This is a genomic window from Methylorubrum sp. POS3 (assembly GCF_043352485.1).
Lineage (GTDB): Bacteria > Pseudomonadota > Alphaproteobacteria > Rhizobiales > Beijerinckiaceae > Methylobacterium > Methylobacterium suomiense.
Map to the genome: position 1 here is coordinate 1743865 of NZ_JAPRBT010000001.1, position 23502 is coordinate 1767366.

General features: G+C 69.5%; 27 protein-coding genes. 10 read left to right on the forward strand and 17 right to left on the reverse strand.

Annotated features, from left to right (window positions below; genetic code table 11):
- The first annotated feature begins 35 nt into the window (after positions 1 to 35).
- Both ubiA and OWC43_RS08355 read left to right on the forward strand, forming a co-directional pair.
- On the forward strand, positions 36 to 980 hold the full coding sequence (ubiA, locus tag OWC43_RS08350) for a 4-hydroxybenzoate octaprenyltransferase (RefSeq protein ID WP_393956321.1): 945 nt from the start codon (positions 36 to 38) through the stop codon (positions 978 to 980).
- 38 nt (positions 981 to 1018) lie between these two features.
- Positions 1019 to 1207, forward strand: coding sequence for an Rmf/CrpP family protein (locus OWC43_RS08355; protein ID WP_137831499.1), 189 nt, complete (start codon positions 1019 to 1021; stop codon positions 1205 to 1207).
- A 514-nt stretch (positions 1208 to 1721) separates the two neighbouring features.
- Here the strand turns inward: OWC43_RS08355 and OWC43_RS08360 are convergent.
- The gene (locus tag OWC43_RS08360) at positions 1722 to 2222 is read right to left on the reverse strand and encodes a DUF6101 family protein (RefSeq protein WP_393956322.1); all 501 of its coding nucleotides are present in this window, start codon (positions 2220 to 2222) and stop codon (positions 1722 to 1724) included.
- 343 nt (positions 2223 to 2565) lie between these two features.
- Between OWC43_RS08360 and OWC43_RS08365 the strand changes: the two genes are divergently transcribed.
- A complete protein-coding gene (locus OWC43_RS08365) occupies positions 2566 to 3411 on the forward strand; it encodes an inositol monophosphatase family protein (protein ID WP_393956323.1) in 846 nt (281 codons plus the stop codon).
- Positions 3412 to 3513: 102 nt separating this feature from the next.
- On the opposite strand, the gene OWC43_RS08370 is transcribed toward OWC43_RS08365, so the two are convergent.
- Positions 3514 to 3741 (reverse strand): AsnC family transcriptional regulator, encoded by a 228-nt coding sequence (locus OWC43_RS08370; protein ID WP_137830423.1) that lies wholly within the window; start codon positions 3739 to 3741, stop codon positions 3514 to 3516.
- A 171-nt stretch (positions 3742 to 3912) separates the two neighbouring features.
- Positions 3913 to 4122, reverse strand: coding sequence for a cold-shock protein (locus OWC43_RS08375; RefSeq protein WP_009866236.1), 210 nt, complete (start codon positions 4120 to 4122; stop codon positions 3913 to 3915).
- A 345-nt stretch (positions 4123 to 4467) separates the two neighbouring features.
- Here OWC43_RS08375 and OWC43_RS08380 point away from each other — a divergent pair, with 345 nt between their 5' ends.
- Positions 4468 to 4857, forward strand: a complete 390-nt coding sequence (locus tag OWC43_RS08380) for a hypothetical protein (RefSeq protein WP_137830377.1) — start codon at positions 4468 to 4470, stop codon at positions 4855 to 4857.
- Positions 4858 to 5002: 145 nt separating this feature from the next.
- Here the strand turns inward: OWC43_RS08380 and OWC43_RS08385 are convergent, their stop codons facing one another.
- Positions 5003 to 5437: a translation initiation factor 2 gene (locus tag OWC43_RS08385; RefSeq protein ID WP_393956324.1), complete on the reverse strand. Its 435-nt coding sequence runs from the start codon at positions 5435 to 5437 to the stop codon at positions 5003 to 5005.
- 179 nt (positions 5438 to 5616) lie between these two features.
- Positions 5617 to 5838, reverse strand: coding sequence for a hypothetical protein (locus OWC43_RS08390; RefSeq protein ID WP_137830379.1), 222 nt, complete (start codon positions 5836 to 5838; stop codon positions 5617 to 5619).
- Positions 5839 to 5985: 147 nt separating this feature from the next.
- Here OWC43_RS08390 and OWC43_RS08395 point away from each other — a divergent pair, with 147 nt between their 5' ends.
- The gene (locus tag OWC43_RS08395; protein ID WP_393956325.1) at positions 5986 to 6564 is read left to right on the forward strand and encodes a type 1 glutamine amidotransferase domain-containing protein; all 579 of its coding nucleotides are present in this window, start codon (positions 5986 to 5988) and stop codon (positions 6562 to 6564) included.
- An 81-nt stretch (positions 6565 to 6645) separates the two neighbouring features.
- On the opposite strand, the gene OWC43_RS08400 is transcribed toward OWC43_RS08395, so the two are convergent.
- Together OWC43_RS08400 and OWC43_RS08405 are read right to left on the reverse strand one after the other, a co-directional pair.
- Positions 6646 to 6945: a hypothetical protein gene (locus OWC43_RS08400; RefSeq protein WP_393956326.1), complete on the reverse strand. Its 300-nt coding sequence runs from the start codon at positions 6943 to 6945 to the stop codon at positions 6646 to 6648.
- A gap of 117 nt (positions 6946 to 7062) precedes the next feature.
- The gene (locus OWC43_RS08405) at positions 7063 to 8088 is read right to left on the reverse strand and encodes a TerC family protein (protein WP_393956327.1); all 1026 of its coding nucleotides are present in this window, start codon (positions 8086 to 8088) and stop codon (positions 7063 to 7065) included.
- A gap of 430 nt (positions 8089 to 8518) precedes the next feature.
- Here OWC43_RS08405 and OWC43_RS08410 point away from each other — a divergent pair, with 430 nt between their 5' ends.
- Together OWC43_RS08410 and OWC43_RS08415 are read left to right on the forward strand one after the other, a co-directional pair.
- The gene (locus tag OWC43_RS08410; protein ID WP_393956328.1) at positions 8519 to 9754 is read left to right on the forward strand and encodes a TIGR03862 family flavoprotein; all 1236 of its coding nucleotides are present in this window, start codon (positions 8519 to 8521) and stop codon (positions 9752 to 9754) included.
- 69 nt (positions 9755 to 9823) lie between these two features.
- Complete coding sequence (locus OWC43_RS08415; protein ID WP_393956329.1) at positions 9824 to 10675, forward strand: glycosyltransferase family 2 protein; 852 nt, start codon at positions 9824 to 9826, stop codon at positions 10673 to 10675.
- A 24-nt stretch (positions 10676 to 10699) separates the two neighbouring features.
- Here the strand turns inward: OWC43_RS08415 and OWC43_RS08420 are convergent, their stop codons facing one another.
- The 3 genes from OWC43_RS08420 to OWC43_RS08430 form a co-directional block, all read right to left on the reverse strand.
- Positions 10700 to 10969, reverse strand: a complete 270-nt coding sequence (locus OWC43_RS08420) for a DUF6894 family protein (RefSeq protein ID WP_393956330.1) — start codon at positions 10967 to 10969, stop codon at positions 10700 to 10702.
- A 125-nt stretch (positions 10970 to 11094) separates the two neighbouring features.
- Positions 11095 to 11853 (reverse strand): Crp/Fnr family transcriptional regulator, encoded by a 759-nt coding sequence (locus OWC43_RS08425; protein ID WP_393956331.1) that lies wholly within the window; start codon positions 11851 to 11853, stop codon positions 11095 to 11097.
- A complete protein-coding gene (locus OWC43_RS08430; protein ID WP_393956332.1) occupies positions 11850 to 12254 on the reverse strand; it encodes a hypothetical protein in 405 nt (134 codons plus the stop codon). Before OWC43_RS08430 ends, OWC43_RS08425 begins: the two co-directional genes overlap by 4 nt.
- Positions 12255 to 12608: 354 nt before the next feature.
- On the opposite strand from OWC43_RS08430, the gene OWC43_RS08435 reads away from it, so the two are divergent.
- Entirely contained in the window at positions 12609 to 13319 is a 711-nt protein-coding gene (locus OWC43_RS08435) for a Crp/Fnr family transcriptional regulator (protein ID WP_137830388.1), read from the forward strand.
- Positions 13316 to 13555, forward strand: a complete 240-nt coding sequence (locus OWC43_RS08440) for a DUF6894 family protein (protein ID WP_393956333.1) — start codon at positions 13316 to 13318, stop codon at positions 13553 to 13555. The genes OWC43_RS08435 and OWC43_RS08440 overlap by 4 nt, the downstream gene beginning before the upstream one ends.
- Here the strand turns inward: OWC43_RS08440 and OWC43_RS08445 are convergent.
- The gene (locus tag OWC43_RS08445; RefSeq protein WP_393956334.1) at positions 13537 to 14289 is read right to left on the reverse strand and encodes a Crp/Fnr family transcriptional regulator; all 753 of its coding nucleotides are present in this window, start codon (positions 14287 to 14289) and stop codon (positions 13537 to 13539) included. The genes OWC43_RS08440 and OWC43_RS08445 overlap by 19 nt on opposite strands.
- 210 nt (positions 14290 to 14499) lie before the next feature.
- On the opposite strand from OWC43_RS08445, the gene OWC43_RS08450 reads away from it, so the two are divergent.
- Positions 14500 to 14694, forward strand: a complete 195-nt coding sequence (locus OWC43_RS08450; protein WP_137830390.1) for a hypothetical protein — start codon at positions 14500 to 14502, stop codon at positions 14692 to 14694.
- An 88-nt stretch (positions 14695 to 14782) separates the two neighbouring features.
- Here the strand turns inward: OWC43_RS08450 and OWC43_RS08455 are convergent, their stop codons facing one another.
- From OWC43_RS08455 to gcvP, 6 genes are all read right to left on the reverse strand, one after another.
- Entirely contained in the window at positions 14783 to 15823 is a 1041-nt protein-coding gene (locus OWC43_RS08455; protein ID WP_393956335.1) for a glycosyltransferase, read from the reverse strand.
- The gene (locus OWC43_RS08460) at positions 15820 to 16905 is read right to left on the reverse strand and encodes a glycosyltransferase (RefSeq protein WP_393956336.1); all 1086 of its coding nucleotides are present in this window, start codon (positions 16903 to 16905) and stop codon (positions 15820 to 15822) included. The genes OWC43_RS08455 and OWC43_RS08460 overlap by 4 nt, the downstream gene beginning before the upstream one ends.
- A 5-nt stretch (positions 16906 to 16910) precedes the next feature.
- On the reverse strand, positions 16911 to 18008 hold the full coding sequence (locus OWC43_RS08465) for a glycosyltransferase family 4 protein (RefSeq protein ID WP_393956337.1): 1098 nt from the start codon (positions 18006 to 18008) through the stop codon (positions 16911 to 16913).
- A 480-nt stretch (positions 18009 to 18488) separates the two neighbouring features.
- Complete coding sequence (locus OWC43_RS08470) at positions 18489 to 18911, reverse strand: response regulator (protein ID WP_137830394.1); 423 nt, start codon at positions 18909 to 18911, stop codon at positions 18489 to 18491.
- Between the two features lie 338 nt (positions 18912 to 19249).
- Positions 19250 to 20500, reverse strand: coding sequence for an adenosylmethionine--8-amino-7-oxononanoate transaminase (locus OWC43_RS08475; RefSeq protein ID WP_393956338.1), 1251 nt, complete (start codon positions 20498 to 20500; stop codon positions 19250 to 19252).
- A gap of 141 nt (positions 20501 to 20641) precedes the next feature.
- A complete protein-coding gene (gene gcvP / locus OWC43_RS08480; RefSeq protein WP_393956340.1) occupies positions 20642 to 23488 on the reverse strand; it encodes an aminomethyl-transferring glycine dehydrogenase in 2847 nt (948 codons plus the stop codon).
- Positions 23489 to 23502: the final 14 nt, after the last annotated feature.

Here is a 23502-nt window from a genome sequence, read left to right on the forward strand (position 1 = left end):
GGCGCATCGCCGAAGCCGCTCAAGCATCGACCGCGTTGCGTCCCCCTTCGGAGCCTGCCGGCCGCGTCGCCGACGCGGTCGCCGGCCATTGGGTCGATCGGCTCGCGCCGTCGCGCGCCCGACCCTATCTCCGCCTCGCCCGGATCGAACGGCCCGTTGGCTGGTGGCTGCTGCTGCTGCCGTGCTGGTGGTCGGCCGCGCTGGCCGGGATCGCGGCCGGGCGGGCGCCCGATCCGCTGCACCTGATCCTCTTCCTGATCGGCGCCGTCGCGATGCGCGGGGCCGGCTCGACCTACAACGACATCGCCGATCGCGATCTCGACGCCCAGGTCGAGCGCACCCGCTCGCGGCCGCTCCCGTCGGGGCAGGTGAGCACCCGCGCGGCGGCGGCCTTCCTCGTGGCGCAGGCGCTGGTGGGCCTGTGCGTCCTCCTGCAATTCAACGGCACCGCGATCCTCGTCGGGATGCTCTCCCTCGCGCCCGTGGCGATCTATCCGTTCATGAAGCGGGTGATGCCGCTGCCGCAGGGCGTCCTCGGCCTCGCCTTCGCCTGGGGTGCGCTGATGGGCTGGGTCGCCGTGTTCGGCCGTCTCGATGCGCCGGCCCTGTGGCTCTATGCCGGCACCGTCGCCTGGATCGTCGGCTACGACACGATCTACGCGGTGCAGGATATCGAGGACGACGAGATCGCCGGCATCAAGTCCTCGGCCCGCCTGTTCGGGGCGCGGTTGAAGCCCGCGGTCGGGCTCTGCTACGCGCTCGCCGCTGCCCTGATGGTGCCGGCACTCTGGGGAGCCGGGGCGCATGGGCTCGGCTGGCTCGGCCTCGCGCTGTTCGCCGCCCACCTCGCGCAACAGGTGCTGCGGCTTTCACCCCGCGACGGGCGGCTCGCCCTCACCTTGTTCCGCTCGAACCGTGATGCGGGGCTGATTCTGTTTGCCGGGCTCGCCGCGGATGCGGTGTGGCAGGCGATGGGCTGAGGCATCGCCTCGACTTCCGCGCGCGCCATATCCGGCAGATGAGCGACACCGACCTCCATGCCCCGGCCGACGATCCGACCGCAGAAGGCGCCCGGGCTCGGGCGCAGGGGCGCCCCCGCGACGCTTGCCCCTACGCGCAGAACTCGTCCGAGCGCACGGCGTGGCTCGAAGGCTACGACGGCAGCCCGATGGATCGGGCGCCCGATCTGCCGATGGACAACGGATAGACCGAGGCTTTGAACCGCAGCGGTTGGTGGCGCCTCGGCCCGCATCCATGATGCCCAGATGGGTGCCCTCTTTGCCGAGAGTTTTGCGCCCCAGTCCGAGACGCTCGCGTCCGCGGCACGGCGGCACGTCGAGCCGGTCAGAGCGTGGTGCCTCTGGGTTTCCTGTTGCCGCTGGCGCGCCCTCGCTTCCGGGACGGTTTTGGCCGAGGACGACAGCGACCACGATCAAATCGAGGCTGCCGCGCGAAGTTTCGAAGGGCAGAGGCTCGTAGAATTCGGGCTCGATAGGGCCACGCGCCGGGCGACCTTCGGATTCGATCGCGGGGCCGCTCTCGAAACCGACCCCTACGCAAAGGACGACGGGGAGATGTGGTCGCTGTATCGGCCGGATGGACGCGTGTTGAGCTATCGCGCCGACGGTGCGGCCAGCCTCGATCCCGGTGATACCCCTCCGGATCGCGTCACTTGGCGCCCGGTGGAGCGGAGCGTAACGGTCTCGTCGTCGTAAGCTCCGTCAGCCCCGCGAAAACATCTCGTTCTCGCCGCGGTGGATGCAGGGGCGGGCCGGCAGGCGGGTGGCCTTGCGGCGGGTGAGGAAGCGGGGGCGGCGGCCGCTCAGCGAGCCGTTGCGGCGGCGCTGGCGGCTGCGGCCCAGGGCGAGGCGGCCGATCTGCTGCGAGACCGGCACGAGGCTGCCGTCCTCGCGCAGCAGCATCCGCGGAAGACCGCCCTTGGCGGAGAGGTCGCGCCACTGCGCCACCACGTCCTCCTCGGTGAACGGGCCGAGGCGCATCAGCACCTCGCCCTCGGCATCGACCAGCAGTAGCGCGAAGCGATCCTCGCCGGTTGCCTCCGCCTCCGCATCGGCGAAAGCGAGGGCCACGCCGACGGCGGCGCTGCCCATGGACGCGCCGAGGATCGGCAGCGGCGTCGGCGCGACGGTCACGGCGGCACGGATCGCGCCGTCGTCGCAGGTGGAGGGGCAATCCAGAGCAGTGATCTCGAAAGTCATCATCGGTTCGATGCCTTGTCCCTAGTCGCGGTCTCTGTCGGACGCGCTGTCATGACAAGCATATGGCCCGGTCTCACCCCCACGGCGCCTTAAAAGTGAGCGTTAAGCGATGGTGGATGGTCCCGAAGTCTCCGGAATGCTCAACGGACCCTTGTCGCGCTCGGTAAAAGCGCGGTGTATCGAGCCGGGCCGGCGAACGGTGTCGGCCACGACACGGCAGGGCTGCGACCGTCCGTCCTTGTGACGGGGGCGGCTTCCCCCTTAGAACGGTCCTTAGGACGCGGAGCCGTTCCGCTGGCCCCGGCGCGGGCGATTCCTTGCATGCAAGCCGATGGCAAGCGAGCCCATGACCGACACGACATCCTCGCCCGGGGCGCCTTCCGTCGCCGCGCTGGCTCCGCTCCTGCGGGCGGCGGTGCATGAGGCGGCGGCTCTGGCGCTGCCATTCTTCGAGCGCGGCGCGCAGACGCGCGCGCGGGTCTGGTCGAAGGCCGGCGGTTCGCCGGTGACGGAGGCCGACGTCGCCGTCGACACCTTCCTGAAGATCCGCCTCTCGGAGATCGAGCCGGGGGCGGCCTGGCTGTCCGAGGAGACGAGCGACGATCCGGTGCGGCTCGATGCCGGCCGGGTCTGGATCGTCGATCCGATCGACGGCACGCGGGCCTTCCTGTCCGGCCACCCCGACTGGTCGATCGCGGTCGCCCTGCTGGAAGCGGGCGAGCCGGTGCTGGGCGTGGTGTTCGCCCCCGCCACGGGGCGCTTCTACGAAGCCGCCGCCGGATGCGGCGCCACCCTCGACGGTGCGCCCATCCATGTCTCGGACCGTGCCGGGCTGGAGGGCGCGCGCATCACCGGTCCCAAGCCGATGCAGGACCGCCTCCTCGGCGGCGCGGCCCGTCTCGGGGCAGAGCCCAGCGTGACGCGGGTCGAGCGGGTGCCCTCGTTGGCCCTGCGGCTCGTGCGGGTAGCCGAGGGCGTGATCGACCTCGGCCTCGTCTCGAAGGATTCGCGGGATTGGGATTTGGCCGCTGCCGACCTGATCCTGCGCGAGGCGGGCGGCTTGGTCTGCGACCTCGACGGGCATCCGACGGTCTATAACCGTCCCGAGCCGCGCCATGGCGAGTTGATCGCCGTGCCGCGGGCGATGCGCGAGCCCGCTCTGGCAGCACTCGCGCGTGGCGCGTCGGCTTGAAATGCAATCCGACGAGCGGGAAACCGTTCGTCGGGACGCGCGAGCGTCACGGGTTTGAGGGTGCCGACCCGCCCGTTGGAAGGGGCCGGAGACGGCGTCCGCTTACGCCGCTTCGCTCAGCCGCACGGCGCGCGGCGAGAGGTTGAAGCGCGTCGCTAGGTGCCAGCGCAGCTCGCGCGGCGAATGATACTCGTAGGAGGAGTCGATCAGGTGGCTGAGATCGGCCGGGGCGTTGCGGGCCGCGGTGTCGATCAGGCGCTCCACCCGAAAGGTGGCCGCGTCGGTCACGGGCGAGCGGGCGCCGATATGGCGCTGAAACTCGAACTGCATTGTTGTTTTGCTTTCTCTCACCGGATGTCGCGGTCCTTCGAGGCCGGCCGGTGTCGTTTCTGGTTGTCGTTGATCAATGTGTCGTGCGTTGTTGCGCGGCACCCGCGATCCGCTGGACGGGCGGGAGCCGCATAGCGAGGGGACGAGGCGTATCGTCCCCGGCGAGGCGGATCAGACCGCCTGCAGGTTGCCGGCGGCGTCCTTGCCGCTGCGCTTGTCCGTCAGAACCTCGTAGGACACCTTCTGGCCCTCGACGAGATTGCGCAGGCCGGCGCGCTCGACAGCGGAGATGTGGACGAACACGTCCTTGCCGCCGTTATCCGGCTGAATGAAGCCGTAGCCCTTGGTCTCGTTGAACCACTTGACAGTTCCAGTATCCACGAAAACTTCCTTCGTTCTGGCTCGCACACGCGCAAGCAAATGCGCGCAGCGAGCGCGTCGTTTCATCCGCCGATGTACGGATAGACGGGATGCGGGCCGTGAAAAGCACGCGGTTTGGCGACCGCCGCTCCCGTCACATCCCTATGTAGGCCCAGGATGCGGCCTTAACAAGGCGGGAAGACGTTTCCCGGCTCGTTCGGGACGCCGCAGGCAGGGCGCGCCCCAGCATTGACAGGCACCTTACGCCAATGCCTCACCCTGTGACAAAGCCGGATGTGGGTGCATATATGGGCAACGGTCCAAGGCGGTTACGCCGGGGCATTCCCCATCGCAGTCGGGCGGTTCATGGCGGGCATCTCGGTTTCCCTCGAAGGCGCGAACATCCAGCTCTCCTTCCAGAAGGATGAGCAATCCACGGCGGTGGTGATGGATGCGCGCGCGGCCCGCGCGCTCGTGCGCGCCGTCGGGCAGCTCCTCACCGCGATCGACGACGTTGATGAGGTCGATCTGCCCGATGAGAACAGCGACGAGGACATCGCCATGCTCGACGTGACCTCCTCGGCGATCGAGGTCGGCACCGACGAGCAGGGTCAGGCGGTGGTCGCGCTCCAAGCCGGCGCCCTACCGCCGTTTCAGCTGCGGCTGACCGATGAGGAGGCCCGCCACGTGGCCACCAGCCTCAGCGAGATCCTGGCCGCGCCGCGGGACGTGCGCACGTCCCACGGCGGTCACTGAAGCACAGCCCGCTTCGACCCGGATCGCCTGAGCGCGTTTCGTCCGAACCCGAGCCATTACGAAAGGCCCCACACGCGCATGCGGGGCCTCTCGCTCTCGTCTTGGATGAGCGGGCGTGGAAGCCCGAGAGCAGATTCCCGCTCTCTCAGACGCCGGGACGGCCGCGCGGACGGTGAACGCGCGCGGCGCTGGGCAGCGCCTCGGGCACCAGAGTGACGATGACCGGGTTCGGCACATGGTCGAAGGCGGCGCCGTTATAGGCGTCCACCCCCATGCCGATCACGCCGCCGGCCAGCAAGTTGCCGGCGAAGCCCGCCGCACCGCTGCCGGCGAGCTTGGTGCGCACCGGTACGGTCTGCGGCCGGTAGCCCGGCAGCGTGAAGGTTGCGTCGAACTCCTCCGAGCGTGGGACGTCGAGGGAGCAGGGCGTGCGCGGGCAGGTGCGGTTGGTCGAGGTGGTCATCGCGGCGCCGGCCGGCGTCGAGGTGAACGTGATGACCTCCGACGTCCCCCGCGTGATGCTGCCGCAGGCCGATACCCCCGTCGCGACGATCGCGGCGAACAGACACTGACGAAACATGGAAAGAGCCCCCTCTGCCACCTCTTCGGGCGGACGGCGCGGTTGTCCGCCGAGGGACAAGGCAACGCAAGGGTGCTGAATGAAGGAGCCTGAAAAGCGCTGCTGAACCAGGGGTCTTGTCGCAAAAAAGTAACAAAAGACCGTTCCCGCGCGAGGGGCGGGAACGGTTGTGGCATCGCCTACATGCGGATGCCGGGGTCGGTCGGTCCGCCGGGGAGATAATCAGGCTCGGAACCTGGGCCCTTGGGCTCGCCGATGCCGGGATCGTTCACCGGGTAGGGCGAGCGAGGACCGGTCGGGCCGATATCGGGCTGATCGTCCGGTTGGGGTGGCGGGGGCAGATCACCGGGGATCGGTCCGCCGGGCGTCGGATCGGGCGTGGGAATGCCGGGATTGGCCATGGGCCTCCTCCTGCTGCAGCTTCGGGAATAACGGTCCAACACCCTCTCGCCATGGGGGTTCCGTCATCGTCACCGGGGGATTGGCCGCAGGAACCGGTTCCGCATCGGATCGTTGGCCCGCCACATCCGACATTGATGGAGCAAGGCATGCCCGATATTCGCGAGGCGAAGATCCTTATCGTCGCCACCGACGGCTTCGAGGAGAGCGAACTCACCGTCCCGCAGACCAAGCTGACGGAGGCCGGTGCCAGCGTTCAGGTCGCGAGCCCGCAATCTCGCCAGTCCAAGGAGACGATCCGTGGCTGGGACAAGACCGACTGGGGCAAGGACGTCACGGTCGATCTCGACCTTGAGAGCGTGAATCCGGCCGAGTACCATGCGCTGGTGCTGCCCGGCGGACAAATCAACCCGGACAAGCTGCGTCTGGAGCCCAAGGCGCTCGACGTGATCCGCAGCTTCCTCACCGACGGCAAGGTCGTGGCTGCGATCTGTCACGGGCCGTGGCTGCTGGTCGAGACCGGAGCAGTCAAGGGCCGCACGCTGACCTCGTTCCCGTCGATTAAGACCGACGTGATCAACGCGGGTGGCAATTGGCAGGACAAGGAAGTGGTCACCGATGGCGGCATTGTCACGAGCCGCAACCCGAACGATCTCGACGCCTTCGTCGCCAAGATCATCGAGGAGATCCAGGAAGGCCGCCACGAGCCGCGTCAGCTCGCTGCCTGATCGATCCACGCAGAAACCATGAAGATGCCGCCGGCCCTCGGGTCGGCGGCTTTTCTATTTGAACTGTGAAGTGAAAGCGGCTCAGCGCTTGGCCACAGCCTTCTGCGCCTTCGCCCGCTCGCCGGACGCGCCGGCCATCAGCTTGGCCAAGTGTTCCTGATCGAAGCCGTCGGTGCTGGCGGCCTGGACGGAGGCGCCGGCGAAGGACTCGGCCTTGCGCGGTGCGATCGAACCGGTGCTCATGGGATCGGGGAGCGCCGCGACCGGGAGGACGGGCGCCGCGGCGGGTTCCCGCTGAAGGCGCAGGGCCCAATGGGCCGCGGTGGACAAAAGGGCGATGGCCAGGATCGCCTTGATGCCGTTCGTCAGGAAACGACGCATGGTGGTGGGCCGTCGAACGCGAGGGGAACGCGACCGGTTCCCCGGCCTGGCGGCATCATCGCGCAGGATCGTAAATGAACCGCTGCCGAGACGCCGCCAAGTCCGTGCCGGATCGGGTCAGGTCCGATGCGCGGCCTTCGCGTGCGCGTCCGTTTTCGGGGTCGAGCCCTCCGTCTCGCCGCGGGTCCGCCACAGGCTGTAGGCGATGCCGGCGGCCAGCAGGACCACGGTGACGGCCAGCGACACCCACGGCGGCAGATGCACGAGATCCAGCGTGTCGGCCACGATGATCTTGGCGCCGATGAACAGCAGGATGAAGGCGAGCGCCGTCTTGAGATAGGCGAAGCGGTCGACCATCGCGGCGAGGGCGAAATAGAGCGCGCGGAGCCCCAGGATCGCGAAGATGTTCGACGTGTAGACGATGAACGGATCGGTGGTGATCGCGAAGATCGCCGGCACGCTGTCGACGGCGAAGATGACGTCGGCGACGTTGACGAGCACCAGAGCCACCGCGAGCGGGGTCAGCCAGCGCACCTCCTTGCCGGTCTCCGGATCGGGCTTGCGGACGACGAAGTGTTGGCCGTGCGGCTCGTCGGTGACGCGCACCCAGCGCTTGAGCAGGCGGAAGGAGGCGCTGTCGCGCACGTCCTTCTCCTCGTCCTCCTTAGAGACCAGCATCTTGATGCCGATGTAGAGAAGGAAGACCGCGAAAATCGACAGCACCCAATGGGCTTGCTGGACCAGGGCGGAGCCCAGCCCGATCATCAGCCCGCGCAGCAGCACGGCGGCGAGAATGCCCCAGACCAGGACCCGGTGCTGTGCGGCCAGGGGGACGCCGAGCGAGGAGAGGATCACCGCGATGACGAAGACGTTGTCCATCGACAGCGACTTCTCGATCACGAGACCCGTCACGTATTCCTGGCCGGCTTGCGGCCCGAGCATCCACCACACCCAGCCGCCGAAGATCAGGCCGAGGGTGAAGTAGAAGGCGGTGAGGAGAAGGCTCTCCTTGACGCCGATCTCGTGATTCTTGTCGCGATGGAGCAGGCCGAGATCGAAGGCGAGCAGGCCCGCCACCAGGGCGTGGAAGCCCAACCACATCCAGACGGGTTTGCCGAGCCACTCGTAAGTGAGGAAGTCCATAGCGCTGGGACCTGATGCTTCTGCCGAAGAGAGAGCATCGGCTCCGACATCACGAGAAGCGCTGGTGCGGCCTCGGGCGATGGGTCCACCGGGCTGGATCAGCTCGTGGAAGACTCCCGATACAAGAGGGAGCGACGCGAGAGGCACGCCCGCGCGTCCCGCCAGAGGGGCCCGCAGCCGATAAAGCGCAGTTAGAGAGACGCGGGCGCCGATTCAAGGGCAAGGGCCGCTCCCCGCGTTCACAGTTGCAGCATCACCCCATCGCGGTCGCCGAGGGACGAGATGGGCTGGGACGTGGTCGTCGTCCGAGCCCTCCGGGCACGGATCCATCCCTGGCAGGGCGGCGAAGTCGCGAAAGCCACCGATCCGCCACGTCCGCGCGCCCGGTCACGCTTGACAGCGGCTGCCCGCGCGCGTCCTCCCGGCATCCATGGATACGGATCGCAGGGGCATGGCGCAGGAGATCGCGGTCGTCGGCGGGGGCCCGGCGGGGCTGATGGCGGCCGAGACCCTGGCCGATGCCGGACGCAGCGTCACCGTCTACGAGCGGATGCCCTCCGTCGGGCGCAAGTTCCTCATCGCCGGTCGCGGCGGGCTCAACCTGACCCATTCGGAGAAGCTGCCGGCCTTCCTGGCCCGCTATCATCCGTCCCCGGCCATACTGGCCGCCGCGATCGAGGCCTATCCCCCCCAGGCCCTGCGGGATTGGTGCGAGGATCTCGGCCAGCCGACCTTCGTCGGGTCGAGCGGGCGGGTGTTTCCCCGGAGCTTCAAGGCGTCGCCGCTGCTGCGGGCGTGGCTTGCGCGTCTCGCCGGACGCGGCGTCACGATCCGGACCCGCCATCGTCTGACCGGGCTCGGCGCCGATGGCACGCTCACCTTCGATACACCGGAGGGCGCCTATCATGTCCGCCCGCGGGCGACGCTTCTGGCACTCGGCGGCGCAAGCTGGCCGCGGCTCGGCTCGGACGGCTCCTTCGTGCCGCTGCTGGAAAACGCCGGATTCGCGGTCACCCCCTTGAGACCGGCCAATGTCGGCTTCGCCGTGGCTTGGTCTTCCCACATCGCCGAACGCTTCGCCGGAGCGCCGCTCAAGCGCATCGCGGCCCGGATCGACGGGACGGCGGCGCGCGGCGAGGCGGTGGTGACGGCCGGCGGGATCGAGGGCGGCGTAATCTACGCCCTCGGCCGACCGATCCGCGAGGCGGTGGAGCGCGAGGGGGCGGCCCTTCTCGTCCTCGATCTGCGGCCCGACCTCGACGCGGCGGCCCTGACCGGGCGCCTCGCCCGCACGCGCCCCGGCGAGAGCCTCTCGACGCGCCTGCGCAAGGCGGCGGGGCTCGATCCGGTTGCAGCGGCGCTGCTGCGCGAGGCGCACGCCAATGCCCTGCCGGCCGAACCGGCCGCCCTGGCGGCGGCGATCAAGTCCGCCCCCCTGCGTCTCACCGCGCCGGCTTCGATGGACCGGGCGATCTCGACCGCGGGCGGCCTCGCCTTCGACGAACTCGATGAACGCTTCATGCTGCGCGCCCGCCCCGGCTTGTTCGCGGCGGGCGAAATGCTCGATTGGGAGGCGCCGACCGGCGGCTACCTGCTCCAGGCTGCCTTCGCCAGCGGCCGGGCGGCGGCGCGGGGGATGCTGGGCTGGCTCGACGCGGAGGGCTGACCGCCCTTCATCCCCGTTTCAGGATCGCCCCGGCACAACGCGCCGATCATTCGCCGGAAACCGAGATCCGTGAGCAGCATCAGCGTCGTCACGCTCAACAAGGGGCGCGAGGCCCATCTGGCGCGCCTGCTCGAGGGGCTTGCCCGCGGCAACGCCCCGGCCGAGTGCGTCGTCGTGGAAATGGGGCGCGATCCCGCCCCGCTGCCCGAGACGCCGTTCCCGCTGCGGCGCGTCGCCCTTCCGAGCGAGGGCCTGCCGCTTGCCGCCGCCCGCAACGCGGGGCGCCAGGCGGCGCGCGGCGACATCCTCGTCTATCTCGACGTCGATTGCATCCCCGCCGCCGGGCTGGTGACGGGCCTGGCCGCCGTGGCCCAGGCGCAGGACGCGCTCGTCTGCGGGCCGATCCGCTACCTGCCGGCGGGAGCCGTGCGGGACGGCTGGACGGAAGCGGACCTGATGCGCCTGGGGATGCTGCACCCGGCGCGTCCCTTCCCGGAGACCGGGTTCGCGCCGACCGACAATCCCGGCCTGTTCTGGTCCCTCGCCTTCGCGGTGCGGGCCGCCACCTGGGACCGGCTCGACGGCTTCGACGAGGGGTTCGACGGCTACGGCGCCGAGGACACCGATCTCGCCTTCCGCGCCGCCGAGGCCGGGGTGCCGGTGCTGCTGGCGGGCGTGCCGCCGGCCTTCCACCAGCACCACCTGTCCTGCGATCCGCCGCTCCAGCATTTCGCCGACATCGTTCGCAACGCCCGGCGCTTTCGCGCCCGCCACGGGCTGTGGCCGATGGACGGCTGGCTCAATGCCTTCGCCGGTCTCGGCCTGATCGCGGCCGAGCGCGAGCCCGACCTCACCGTGCTGCGGCCGCCGTCCCCGGACGAGGTCGCGGCGGCGCGGGTGCCGGCCGACCGGCCGTTCTGAAGAGTGCGGAGGCCGCGCCGTGGGTCATCGCTGCGGCGCCGACCACTCCATGTCGAGCCGCAGGCGCGTGCGGAACAGGACGGCGCCGGCCGGATCCCGGATCTCGGCGGCGATGATGCGCTCGCGCTCCCGAAGCATGGCGGCGCGGCGCCTCGGGCCATGCACGGCCTCGCGCGCGAGTTCCGGAAGCAGCGCCACGACCGTTGCGCAGGCCTCATCGAGACTCATGAATTCGAGTCCGTCCTCGTCGCGGGTAAACGTATCGCCATCGACGACGTCGATATGAAGAAGCATGGCCACATCCGCGAAAATTGACTTTGATGGTATTCTGGCTTTCAGAATATGTCCTTAACCTTTCCGGTGTTGCGGCAACGCGTCCCGGCTTATTCCTTTCATAAGTCTGTGCTTGTGCGCGGTCCCTATTCGCCGGCCACGGCTTCGAGGCTGGCGCGATCGAGGAGGCGCAGGCGACCGCCTTTCAGCTCCAGAAGTCCCGCACGACGCAGCTCCTGCAGCACGCGGTTGACGTGGACGGTGCTGATGCCGATGCACTCGGCCAAGTCGACCTGCGTCAGCGGCAGCGGGCCCTCGTTGCGGTCGGCCAATCCCACGGCGTGCAGCCGGTCGAGGATCTCAAAGAACAGGCGCACCAGCCGCTCCACGGCGAGCCCGATGCCCAGGGCCGTCAGCCAGCTGCGGCTGCGCGCTTCGGCCTCCAGCTTGGCACGCCGCAGCGCCAGCGCGACGGCGGGATGATGGGCGATCAGATCCTCGACCGCCGCCTGCGGCACTCGGGCCACCCGGCAGGGTGAGAGCGTGGCGATGCCGTGGTCCCAGCGTTCGAGATGGGCCAGATCCGGGTCGCACAGATCTCCCGGCAGCAGCAGGGCAAGGATCTGGCGGGCGCCGGAGGCCCGCTGAACGTAGCGGCAGGCGATCCCCTCGAGGATGAGAAAGGCACCCTCCGCCGCATCGCCCTGGCGTACGAGGTCGGTATGCGCGGTGATCATCGCCTCTCGGATGGCGAGGTGCGACAGGGCGGCGAGGTCGTCGCTGGAGAGAGGAGCATGGGCGCCGAGGCGCCGGGCCAGAGGGCCGGCCATTCCATCGAGCGGTCCCGATGCGGGACGCAGCGCGATGTCGAATTGCGATTGCAGACGGGATTGCAGGCTGGTCATGGTCTGCTCCTCGCCGGCAGCGGCGGCGCCACCGTATCGACGATGTCGTCCGTCCAGGCCGGTCGACTCAGGAAGGGGATGTCACGGAGTTCGGACGTGCGCCCGGGCACCTCCGCGCAGGCGGCGTGGCCGACCCTGGGCATTCCCCGTCGGTGCGGATTCCCGAGCATGGCCCAGCCCGCTCCGTCCCGCTGTTCCTGTCCAAAGACGATGCTCGGCATCGTCCGGTGCAGCAAGAAGAACCGTGTCTCCGGCGATCTTCGGGGTGGTCCGAGCGCATGCCGGTCCGCTGTCGCAACAGCTTCCATGAGATCGGAAGCGATGATCGGAGCCGCTTCAACCAAAACTACACGGCGATGGCTGGCGGTCTTCTCAACATATGTTTGCTTGAAGTCGTACATGCGAAGACTTGGCAAGCCGGAAACGCTCATGAGATAGTACTAGCTGACCGTCTCAGGGGCGGGAATAGGTTCCGGCGCCTTTGTCCGGAATCGTACTGGACGCGGTTCGTTGCGATCCGAAGTCGACGAGATCGCGCTTCCCGAGGTCCGCGCCGGAGCAGGTTCCATCGGTCACGCTGTCCGGCGCTCGACTGCGCGACGTCTCTGCTCGACAATCCGACTTCCACTGGATCGGAGCACATCCGAGGCCAACGCGTCCCCCGATACCTATATAGATATCATCGCCTGCCGAATTGTTCGGGCGCAGGCGGCTGGGAGACGGCGTGCGCTCTTGCCCCAAACGGGAGCCGGGCCATGCCACAGCTTCGACAATCCGCTCTTCGCAATCGGCTTCTCGCTGCCTTGACGGCGGAGGACTTTGCCCGGCTCGCCCCGCATCTGGCGGAAACGCCGATGACGATCCGCGAATGCGTCATCACATCCGATCAGCCGATCGCCCATGCCTATTTCCTGGAGGATGGGCTCGTCTCGCTGATCGCCGATACCCGCGAGGGGCGGGTCGAGATCGGTCTCGTCGGCCGCGAGGGCATGATCGGCGTGCCGCTTCTGCTCGGCACCGATCGGACCCCGCACAACGCCATGGTGCAGGCCGACGGCACGGCTCTCCGGATCGCTGCCGCCGAACTCTGCGCCGCACTCGATGCCAGCGCGGCACTGCGGGGCGTGCTCGGGCGTTACGTACAGACTCTGATCGTACAGGTCGGGCAGACCGTCTACGCCAACGCCGACTACAACATCGAGGCGCGCTTGGCGCGTTGGATCCTCATGACGCAGGACCGCCTCGGCCGGGACGAACTGCCGATCACGCACGACTTCATGGCGATGATGCTGGGCGTGCGTCGACCGGGCGTCACGACGGCCCTGCACATCCTCGAAGGCACCCGATTGATCCAGGCGAAGCGCGGCCGCGTCATCGTGCTGGACCGGGCCGGTCTGATGGATTTCGCGAGCGACAGCTACGGTCCGGCGGAAGCGGAGTACGAGCGGCTGTTCGGGGAGGGATGACGCTGCCCCGCTACTTCCTCAACATCCGCCGCCACGGCGTGCTGATCCGCGACGAGGAGGGCGATGATGTGCCCGATGCCGCGGCGGCCCGCGTGCTCGCCCTCGAGACGCTGCGGGAGATGCTGCGCCTGCCCCATGTCTACGGCCCGCCGTGCGAATGGAAGCGGAACGTCTTCGTCATCACCGACGAGGCGGGCACCGTACTGGAAGAAGTGCCCTACGACGTGCTGCTCTGATCCGGGCCACCCTCGGTACCGCAGCGGCGCAGAGGGCCGATCAGGCGCTCGTACTCGGCCTCCGCCGGCCCATAGGCCGGACCCGCGGCCTCGATCAGGCCGGGGCGGTTCAGCACCCGCACCCGCCCGCGCTGCGCCCGGACCAGCCCCGCGCCCTCGAGCATCTGCAGGGCGACGGTCACCGTGGGCCGGCGCACGCCTAGCATCAACGACAGGAACTCGTGCGTGACCGAGAGGTCGTCGCCGTCCTGCCGATCATGGTACATCGCGAGCCAGCGGGCGAGCCGCTCCTCGGCCGGCGCACTGGCATTGGCGAGTGCCGTCTGCGCGGTCTGGACCAGGAAGGTCTGAGTGTAGCGCAGCAGGAGCAGGCGCAGGGTCGCGCTGGCCTCGATCGCCTGCGTCAGCGCCTCGGCCTCGATCCGCAAGCCGGCGCCGGACACCTGCATGAAGGTCTGGTGCGGCACCCGATTGCTGCCGAGCACGAGGACGGTGCCGGCAAGCCCGTCCCGCCCGAACAGACCAATCTCGATGCGATTGCGCTCCTGCATGCTCGCGATCACCGAGCACAACCCGGTCTCGGGAAACACCGCGTGGGTGATCGGCCGGTCGGGCTCGATCAACACCATGCCGACGGGCAGATCCACCGGCTGCAGATGCGGATGCAGCAGCGCGAGATCGTCCGCGCTGAGTTGGGCCAACAGCCGGTTCTGGGGGATCGAGTGAGCGGGCAAGGAGTTTGGTCGTAAGCTGAGCAAAATGAAGCTCTCGGCGCATAACCGATTGGTCGGCGAACGCGATGGGAAATTGCTCACAAGCTGAGAATCGTCTGAAAACGGACATTTCCAGACAACCAGTGATTAACATGCATCAGGACTATCGATATTGAACCGATACGCATCTCATGTGTTCGGTACGGTGTCGTACAGAGATCGGACACCAAGATGTACAGGGTCGAATGCATCGGGGCGGACCGGCCCGAACCGAGCCTGCACGACACGGCGAGCGAAGCGCTGCTGGCGGTCTACGATCTGCGGGCGGCTCGGACCGACGCGCCCACGATCACCGACGCATCCGGATCGACCTTGACGGAGGTGCAGCTGGCCATGCTGGCCCTCGTCGAGCGCGTGCAGCCTTAAGCGGTGTGGTATCCCTGACGCGGGGCGCGGAACCCGCGAACCCCGCCGGCGTCCTTCCCAACGCGACATCGTCGCGGGTTCCGTCCCGTCAGCCCCGACACAAAGCCTCGATCGAGGCCGCCGTGCGGGCGAGGGCGTCGGGCTCGACGAGGGCTCGGATGCGGGCGGGGTCGAGAGCGAGCCCCCGCGCGACGAGGCTCGGCCACGCCTCGACCTCCGGCCAGCCGGGATGGACGAGGGCCGCACCGAGCCGCGCGAGCCCCTCCGCCTTGGCCTCCTGTTCGCCGTAGGCGCGGGCCTCCGGGAGGCAGAGGAAGCGCTTGCCCTGCGCGGCCACCGCGGTGACGAGACCGTCGCCCGCCCCGCCGATCACGAGCGCGGCGGCGGCGAGGTGGGGGCGCACGTCGCCGACCCAGCCGTGACAATGCAGGTTACTCGGGGCCGTACCCGCGCCGGTCACGGGGCCGAGCACGTGCCACTCACGATCCGGCACGCGGGTGGCGGCCTCCGCGAGGCGGGGGAACGCGCCGCCCTCGCCGCCGCGGCCGAACACGACGACGACGCGCCCGTCCTCGGGCTGCGAAGGCGCCGCTTCCGCACCGAGGAAGCCGGCAAAATCCGTCTTGTCCCGAACCCATTCCGGCACGTCGCCGCCGTCGAGCGACGCCGGAAACGGCGCGAGCAGGCGGCTGGCTGCCCGGAAGGCTTCGAGATGGGGCGTATCGGTGCGCGACCCCGAGAGCCGTACGACGAGGCTCGGCACCGACAGGAGCCGGGCAAACAGCGCGACCTCGCAGGAGACGTCGACGATCATCAGCGCCGGGTCGTTCTCGACGGCCCAGGCGGCGATCCGCCCCATGCGGGCGCGGATCCCCGGATGGTTCAGCGGCGCGTAGTGGAAGGCGTCGGGCCGTCCGGCCGCCCCGTCCCGCCCATCGAAGGTGTCGGCGAGGCGGTCGTCGGGCAGGTCGAGCACGGGGCCCGGCGCGGCGGCCGTATCGATCCCCGCGAAGGTGCCGATCAGGGTGCAGGGTCGTCCGAGCGCCCGCAACGCGTGACCGAGCGCCACCGCGCGCTGCCAGTGCCCCGCCCCCTGGTGATGGACATAGTAACCGACGGGTCGCGTCACGCCGCGGCGTCCCGCCGGAGTTGCGCCGCCAGCGCGTCGAGATCGGCCAGCGCCTGATCCAGCCCGCATTCGGGCGCCGGGGGATCGTTCGGCGCGAGGTGGGCCATCGTGCGTTCGACGAAGGCGATGTCGTTGGGGCAATCGGTCAGGATGGCGGCGCGATCCTGCGCGTCCAGCCCCAGGCCCGCGAGGGTGTCGATGGCGGCGCCCTCGCGCCAAGCCCGGCGCAGGCGGGCCCGGCGTAGGATCAGGTCGCGCCAGAAGCCCGCCTCCGGCAGGCGATAGGCTTCGCCGCCGCGCACCACGCGGGCGCGGCGCAGCATCTCGACGGCCATGCCGCCCTCCGCGCGCCCGGCGGTGCGGGCCGAAACCTGCACCGAGACGGCGGGACAGTGGCGCAGGCGGCCCCCCGCCCGCTGAACGGCCGCCACCAGCGCGTTGTCCTCGCCCCGCGGCAGGGCCGGCAGGCCGCCGACCGCGCGGTAGAGCGAGGCGCGCAGCGCGAGACTGCCGCCGGTATGATCGCCGTGGCGCGGGGCCGGATCGTGCGGAGGCGGATCGAGGCTGTCCTCCAAGAGGCGCACGCCCGCCCAGTAGCGCTCCACCTGGGCGTGGAAGGCGGCAAGCACCGGATCGGTGTCCCCGAGATCGTCGCCCTCGTCGTCGATGACGAGGCGTCCGCCGACGATCTCGGCGCCCTCGAGGGCGCGCAGGTTCGCGACGACCCAGGACGGATCGAGCCGGGCATCGGCGTCGGTGGTCAGGAGCACGCCGTCGGGCGTGCCGTCGGCCTCCAGCCATTCGGCGCCGAGATCGAGCGCCCGGCGTCGGGCGGTGCCGACATGGGCCTCGGCGCCGGCGAAGGTCGCTTCGATCAGGCGCAGGTCGATCCTGTCGAGGGGTAGCCCGCGCGCGACGGCGACGGTGCCGTCGGTGCAATTGTTGGCGACCACCACGACCCGCAAACGGTGGACGGAGGAAAAGCCGTCCTGCCGGTCGAGAGCCCGCAGCAGCCGCGGCAGCCGCTCGGCCTCGTTGCGGGCCGGGATGCAGATGACGGCCGGGCCGGGAAGCGGCGCCATGGCGGTCAGGCGATCAGGCGTTCGAGGACGGGCCGCGTCGGACGCCGCGCGGGCGTCTCGCCGGCCAGCACCTCGCGATAGAGATCCTCGTAGCCGTCGGTCATCACGTCGGCGTCGTACAGCGTCTCGGCGCGGCGGCGGCAGGCGCGCCGGTCGAGGCCGACCGCGCGGGTGATGGCGCGGGCGAGATCCGCCACATCGTCCGCCCGGGCTAGCGCACCGGATTGGCGATCGACGATGTCGGGGATCGCCCCGCGGGCGAAGGCCGCGACCGGCGTGCCGCAGGCGAGCGCCTCGGCGACGACGAGGCCGAACGGCTCCTCCCAGCGCGGCGATACGATGGCCGCCCGCGCGCCGCCGAGCTGACCGGCGAGTGCGGCGTGGGAGAGATGCCCGACATAGGTCACGCCCTCGCCGAGCCTCGGGGCGATCCACTCGTCCCAGTAGCGCGGGTTCGGCTGCGGGCCGGCGAAGCGCAGGGGGATACCGGCCGCGCGCGCGGCATCGATCGCCAGATGCGTGCCCTTCTCGGGCACGATCCGCCCGCTCCAGAACACGTAACCGGCCGGATCGGCGGCGGGGCTGAAGGCGAAGGTCGAGAGATCGATGCCGTTGCCGATGATGCGGGCGTTCGGCGCCAGCTCGGCCCATTCCTGCGCCAGCGAGGGCGAGACCGCGGCGAAGATCATGCCGGGCTTGGCCGCCAGCACGCCTTCCGTCAGCGAGTCGAAGGGCGGGGTGTGCAGCGCCGTCACCATCGGTGCGGCCAGATGGTTGCTCGCCTTGAGTGGCAGGGGGTGGAGGCTGTTGTTGTGGATCACGTCGAAGCCGCCCTGGGCGATCGCCTCGACGATCCGCTCGTAGGCGGCGTGTTCGGCGTGGGCGATCCGCTCGAAGGCGACGGGGTCGCCGAGCGCGTCGCCGGTCGGCGGGCAGACCGGATCGGGCACGAGCGCCGGATCCGAGCCGGCGGCGGCGAAGAGCGTGACCCGGTGCCCGCGGCGGCGCAGGGCGCCGGCCAAGTGATGCGTGTGCATCTCCAGCCCTCCGAGATAGGGCTGGCCGATCGGGAACTTGAGATGAGCGATGACGGCGATCTTCAAGGGAGGCGTCCGGCGTCGGCGTTCTATGGGACGGACCGCAGGGACTCCCACGGCCAGGCTTCACGCCTCACCATCGCTCGCGCCGTTCGAACGTTGGATGAACGGCGAATTCATTGTGCAGAGCTTTTTCTCCGCGGCCGCGGTCGGGCACGAGGCCGCAGGGGGATTTTTTGCCGACTTTCGATGATGGCCGGCGCACGCCCTCTCTGCGCCGCGGGGCCAGGAGCCTCCGGGCGGTTCGGCGTTTCATTCTGACGCTTCGGAGGCTGCCGACGGCGGGAAGGACAGGAAGGGCAGCCGTTACGCTGCCCTGTCCAGAGGCTCGGCTCGTGAAACGGAAGCCCGTGCTCGGCCACGCGTGAGCCGTCCACGCGACGGAGCGGCGCCATCGCATGTCGCGAGGGTCGTCATGCGGAAGGCACCTGCGCTGGACGTGCGGGGGGACTGCCGTCACCCTGCTTTCCGCCGGACACGATCCGCTCAGCAGGTCGGCATCAGCCCCTTGAGCCGCGCCAGGATATCCTCGCCCGCGCAGGGGCGGGCGATGAACTGGGCGCCGGCCGGCATGCGCTCGGGATCGGGGGCGGCCCGGCCGGAGACGATCAGGATCGGCAGGTCGGGTCGGGCCTGGGCCACGGAGGTGGCGAGCTCGAAGCCATTCACGCGCCCCGACAATTCCACATCGGTCACGAGGCCGCAGATGTCGGGCCGGTTCTGCAGGATCGAGAGCGCGCGCTCCGCGGAGGCGCATTGCACCGTGTCGTAGCCGCCATCCTCCAGCACGTCGCCCAAATCCATGATGGTCAGTGCCTCGTCCTCCACCAGGAGAATGACGGGGCGATCGCCCTCGCGCGCGTCGTCGCGCCGGTCTTGCGGGTTCGTCGTCTCGATCTGGCTCGCCACCTGGCTCTCCCCGATTGCCCCCACGACCCAAGTTGTTCGCCGGCTTGTCCGTTTCCGGCGCTGAAACCATCCGGGGGCCGCGATGATCCAACGAGAAACCCCGCTGCGGGTTGCAGGGTCCCGCGCTCGCGCAGCGAGGTCAACCCGGAGCGACTTGCCTGGCCTGCGATCGCTCGCAAGGATCCATTCCGGTCTCGTCTGGTCTCGGGCGTCGCCGGTCTTTTCCGGGGCCTTCGCTATTCCTGGCTTCTACGCTTCGTTCGCGGCTTCGATCGGTTGCGGAAGGATGTGCGCTGTCCGAGATGCCTGGAAGAGACCGGGATCGGCGCGATCGCGTCTCAGGCGAGAGCTCTGGTCTCCGCCACCACCGCCGCGATCAGCCGGTCGAGGTCGTCCTCCGGCACGGTCAGGGCGGGCGTCAGGTACAGGATGTCGCCGAAGGGCCGCACCCAGACGCCGCGGGCGACGAGGCGTTGCTTCAGCGCGGTGAGATCCGGTGCCTCGGCGAATTGCACCGCGCCGATGGCGCCGAGCACGCGCACCGCCCGTACGCCCGGCGATCGGGCGAGCGGACGCAGGCCGTCCTCCAGCCGCGTCGCGATGGCGCGGGCCTGCTCCAGGCGCGGCTCGGTCTCGAACAGGTCGAGGCTGGCATTGGCCGCTGCACAGGCCAGCGGATTGGCCATGAAGGTCGGCCCGTGCATCAGCGCGGCGGCGGGGTCGTCCGACCAGAAGGCGGAGAAAATCTCGGTGGTCGCGACGGTGGCGGCGAGTGCCATCGTGCCGCCGGTCAGGGCTTTGGACAGGCACAGGATGTCGGGCACGATGCCGGCCTGCTCGCAGGCGAACAAGGTGCCGGTGCGGGCGAACCCGGTGAAGATCTCGTCGGCGATCAGCGGCAGACCGTGTCGGCGGGCGAGGCGGGCCACCGTGGCGAGCACTTCGGGCGGATGGGTCAGCATCCCGCCCGCCCCCTGGACCAGGGGCTCGACGATCACGGCCGCGAGTTCGTGGCGATGGCGGGCGAGTGCGGCGTCGAGCGCGGCTTCCTGATCGGCCGTCCGCGGCAACTCGCAAAAAACCTGGGTCGGCAGGTAGGCGCCGAAGCGGCGATGCATTCCCTCCTCGGGGTCGCAAGCCGACATCGCCCCCATCGTGTCGCCGTGATAGCCGCCGCGGAAGGCGAGCACCCGGGTGCGGCCGGTCTTGCCGCGGTTGAGCCAGAGCTGCACCGCCATCTTCAGCGCGACCTCGACGGCGACGGAGCCGGAATCGGTGAAGAAGACGTGGTTCAGGTCGCCCGGCAGCCGCGCGGTCAGGCGCTGCGCCAGCCGCTCGGCCGGGGCGTGGGTGAGCCCGCCGAACATGACATGCGGCATCGCGGCGAGCTGGTCCGCGACGGATGCCGCGATGTGGGGATGATTGTAGCCGTGGACGGCGGTCCACCACGAGGCGATGCCGTCGATCAGCTCGCGCCCGTCGGCCAGCACGATGCGGGAGCCCCGCGTCGCCACCGCTTCGAGCGGCGGAGCGGCACTCTTCATCTGGGTGTAGGGCCGCCAGAGAGGATGGCTGTCGCGCGCGGTCATGGCGTGCGGGATTGGGGGGTCGAAGCCGCCGAGTCAAACGTGCGCCGCTTCTCGCCCCTCGATCTCGGGCAGCTCCCGGGATCGGCGAGCGTTTGCCCGAGTCAGGCTGGTCCGACTCGGGTGGGCGAGGGGAGTCGTCTCCTACTCCGCCGCCTCGGCATAGGCCTCCGGCGGCGGGCAGGAGCAGACGAGGTTGCGGTCGCCGTAGGCGTTGTCGACCCGGTTCACCGGAGGCCAGTACTTGTCCATCCGCAGCGACCCGGAGGGAAAGCACGCAGCCTCGCGGGAATAGGGACGGTCCCACTCGCCGATCAGATCCTGCACCGTGTGGGGGGCGTGTTTGAGCGGATTGTTCGCCCGGTCCATCCGCCCGTCCTCGATCGCCCGGATCTCCTCGCGGATCGCCAGCAGGGCGTCGCAGAAGCGGTCGATCTCGGCCTTGGTCTCGGATTCGGTCGGCTCGATCATCAGCGTGCCGGCGACGGGCCAGCTCATGGTCGGCGGGTGGAAGCCGCAATCGATCAGTCGCTTGGCGATGTCCTCGACGGTGATCCCGGCGCTCTTCTGGAACGGCCGGACGTCGACGATGCATTCATGCGCCACGCGGCCCGCCCGGCCAGAATAGAGGACAGGATAGGCGCCGGAGAGGCGCGCGGCGATGTAGTTGGCGTTCAGGATCGCCACCCGCGTCGCCTGGGTCAGGCCGCGCCCGCCCATCATCAGGCAGTAGCTCCACGAGATCGGGAGGATCGAGGCCGAACCGAAGGGCGCCGCCGAAACGGCCCCCTCCTCGCCGCTTCGGGGATCCGAGGGCAGGAACGGGATCAGGTGCGTCTTCACCCCGATCGGGCCCATGCCCGGCCCGCCGCCGCCATGGGGGATGCAGAAGGTCTTGTGCAGGTTGAGATGGCTGACATCCGCACCGATGTCCCCGGGCCGCGCCAGCCCGACCATGGCGTTGAGGTTCGCCCCGTCGAGATAGACCTGTCCGCCCTGCGCATGGACGATGTCGCAGAGTTCCCGCACCCGCGCCTCGAACACGCCGTGGGTGGAGGGATAGGTGATCATGCAGGCCGCGAGTTTCTCGGCATGCTGTTCGGCCTTCTTCCTGAAATCCTCGACGTCGATATTGCCGTGCGCGTCGGCGCCGACGACGACCACGCTCATCCCGCACATCTGCGCCGAGGCCGGATTGGTGCCGTGGGCCGAGGACGGGATCAGGCAGACCGTCCGGTGCGGCTCGCCCCGCGACAGGTGATAGCGGCGGATGGCGAGCAGCCCGGCATACTCGCCCTGCGCGCCGGAATTGGGCTGCATCGAGATCGCGTCGTAGCCGGTGATCGCGCAGAGCTTCTCCGACAGGTCGTCGATCAGTTCGCGGTAACCCTCCGCCTGATCCGGCGGCACGAACGGGTGCAGCTCCGCGAATTCCGGCCAGGAGACCGGCAGCATCTCGGCGGTGGCGTTGAGCTTCATCGTGCAGGAGCCGAGCGGGATCATCGCCCGGTCGAGGGCGAGGTCGCGGTCCGCGAGGCGGCGCATGTAGCGCGTCATCTCGCTCTCGGCCCGGTTCATGTGGAAGATCGGGTGGGTGAGGTATTCCGAGGTCCGCTCCAGCGCCGCGGGCAGGCGCGGCGCCGGGTAGGTGTCGTCGTAGGCGAGATCCGTCCCGCCGAAGGCGCGCCACACCGCCTCGACGATGTCGGAGCGGGTGCGCTGATCGACGCTGATGCCGATGCGGTCGGCGCCGACCTTGCGCAGGTTCACTCCGTTCTCGACGGCGCTTTTCAGGATCACGCCCTGGAACGGCCCGACCTCGACGGTGATCGTGTCGAAGAAATGTTTGGGACTCACCGTGAAGCCAAGCTGTTCAAGGCCAGCGGCAAGTCGAACGGCGTCGCGGTGCACGCGCAGCGCGATGGCCTTCAGCCCCGCCGGCCCGTGATAGACGGCGAACATCGAGGCGATGACGGCGAGCAGCACTTGGCTGGTGCAGATGTTCGAAGTCGCCTTCTCGCGGCGGATATGCTGCTCGCGGGTCTGGAGCGCGAGGCGGTACGCGCGGTTGCCGCGGGTATCGACCGAGACGCCGACGATCCGCCCCGGCAGCGCCCGCTTGTGGGTGTCGCGGGTCGCCATGTAGGCGGCGTGCGGGCCGCCGAACCCCATCGGCACGCCGAAGCGCTGCATCGAGCCGACCGCGATGTCGGCCCCCATCTCGCCCGGCGGTTTCAGGAGTGTCAGCGCCAGCGGATCGGCGGCGACCACGGCGAGCGCGCCGGCGTCATGAAGCGCCGCGATCCTGTCCGAAAAGTCGTGGATGGCGCCGTTCACGCCCGGATACTGGAACAGCGCCCCGAACACGGTGCCGGGGTCCAGATCCGCGAAGGGATCACCGACCACGATCTCCCAGCCGAGCGGGGCCGCGCGGGTCCTCAGGACGGCGATGGTCTGGGGCAGGCAGTCCTGATCGACGAAGAACACGGCCTTGTCGGATTTCGCCACGCGCTTGGCCATGCCCATGGCCTCGGCCGCGGCGGTGGCCTCGTCCAGCAAGGACGCGTTGGCGACGTCGAGCCCGGTCAGGTCGCAGACAAGGGTCTGGAAATTGAGAAGGGCTTCGAGCCGCCCCTGGCTGATCTCCGGCTGGTAGGGCGAGTAGGCGGTGTACCAGGCGGGATTCTCGAAGATGTTGCGCTGGATCGCCGGCGGCATCGTCGTGCCGTGATAGCCTTGGCCGATCAGTGAGACGAGGAGCCGGTTCTTGTTGGCGGTCGCCCGCAGCTTCTCCAGCGAGCGCCGCTCGGTGAGGGAGGTGCCGATATCGAGATAGGCGGCCTGCCGGATATCGGGGGGGAGGGTCTCGTCGATCAATGCAGGAAGCGACGTCGCGCCGACCGTCTCCAGCATCTGGTCGATTTCGGAGAGCTTGGGGCCGATGTGACGCCGTGCGGCGAAGTCGAAGGGATCGTGACGATCGTATTTCATGGGGGAGTCCTTGT

Coding starts and splice junctions, on each gene's coding strand:
- OWC43_RS08355 (WP_137831499.1), top strand. CDS start 1,019: ATGAGCGACACCGACCTCCATGCCCCGGCCGACGATCCGACCGCAGAA.
- OWC43_RS08360 (WP_393956322.1), bottom strand. CDS start 2,222: ATGATGACTTTCGAGATCACTGCTCTGGATTGCCCCTCCACCTGCGAC.
- OWC43_RS08365 (WP_393956323.1), top strand. CDS start 2,566: ATGACCGACACGACATCCTCGCCCGGGGCGCCTTCCGTCGCCGCGCTG.
- OWC43_RS08370 (WP_137830423.1), bottom strand. CDS start 3,741: ATGCAGTTCGAGTTTCAGCGCCATATCGGCGCCCGCTCGCCCGTGACC.
- OWC43_RS08380 (WP_137830377.1), top strand. CDS start 4,468: ATGGCGGGCATCTCGGTTTCCCTCGAAGGCGCGAACATCCAGCTCTCC.
- OWC43_RS08385 (WP_393956324.1), bottom strand. CDS start 5,437: ATGTTTCGTCAGTGTCTGTTCGCCGCGATCGTCGCGACGGGGGTATCG.
- OWC43_RS08390 (WP_137830379.1), bottom strand. CDS start 5,838: ATGGCCAATCCCGGCATTCCCACGCCCGATCCGACGCCCGGCGGACCG.
- OWC43_RS08395 (WP_393956325.1), top strand. CDS start 5,986: ATGCCCGATATTCGCGAGGCGAAGATCCTTATCGTCGCCACCGACGGC.
- OWC43_RS08400 (WP_393956326.1), bottom strand. CDS start 6,945: ATGCGTCGTTTCCTGACGAACGGCATCAAGGCGATCCTGGCCATCGCC.
- OWC43_RS08405 (WP_393956327.1), bottom strand. CDS start 8,088: ATGGACTTCCTCACTTACGAGTGGCTCGGCAAACCCGTCTGGATGTGG.
- OWC43_RS08410 (WP_393956328.1), top strand. CDS start 8,519: ATGGATACGGATCGCAGGGGCATGGCGCAGGAGATCGCGGTCGTCGGC.
- OWC43_RS08420 (WP_393956330.1), bottom strand. CDS start 10,969: ATGCTTCTTCATATCGACGTCGTCGATGGCGATACGTTTACCCGCGAC.
- OWC43_RS08425 (WP_393956331.1), bottom strand. CDS start 11,853: ATGACCAGCCTGCAATCCCGTCTGCAATCGCAATTCGACATCGCGCTG.
- OWC43_RS08430 (WP_393956332.1), bottom strand. CDS start 12,254: ATGTACGACTTCAAGCAAACATATGTTGAGAAGACCGCCAGCCATCGC.
- OWC43_RS08435 (WP_137830388.1), top strand. CDS start 12,609: ATGCCACAGCTTCGACAATCCGCTCTTCGCAATCGGCTTCTCGCTGCC.
- OWC43_RS08440 (WP_393956333.1), top strand. CDS start 13,316: ATGACGCTGCCCCGCTACTTCCTCAACATCCGCCGCCACGGCGTGCTG.
- OWC43_RS08450 (WP_137830390.1), top strand. CDS start 14,500: ATGTACAGGGTCGAATGCATCGGGGCGGACCGGCCCGAACCGAGCCTG.
- OWC43_RS08460 (WP_393956336.1), bottom strand. CDS start 16,905: ATGGCGCCGCTTCCCGGCCCGGCCGTCATCTGCATCCCGGCCCGCAAC.
- OWC43_RS08475 (WP_393956338.1), bottom strand. CDS start 20,500: ATGACCGCGCGCGACAGCCATCCTCTCTGGCGGCCCTACACCCAGATG.
- gcvP (WP_393956340.1), bottom strand. CDS start 23,488: ATGAAATACGATCGTCACGATCCCTTCGACTTCGCCGCACGGCGTCAC.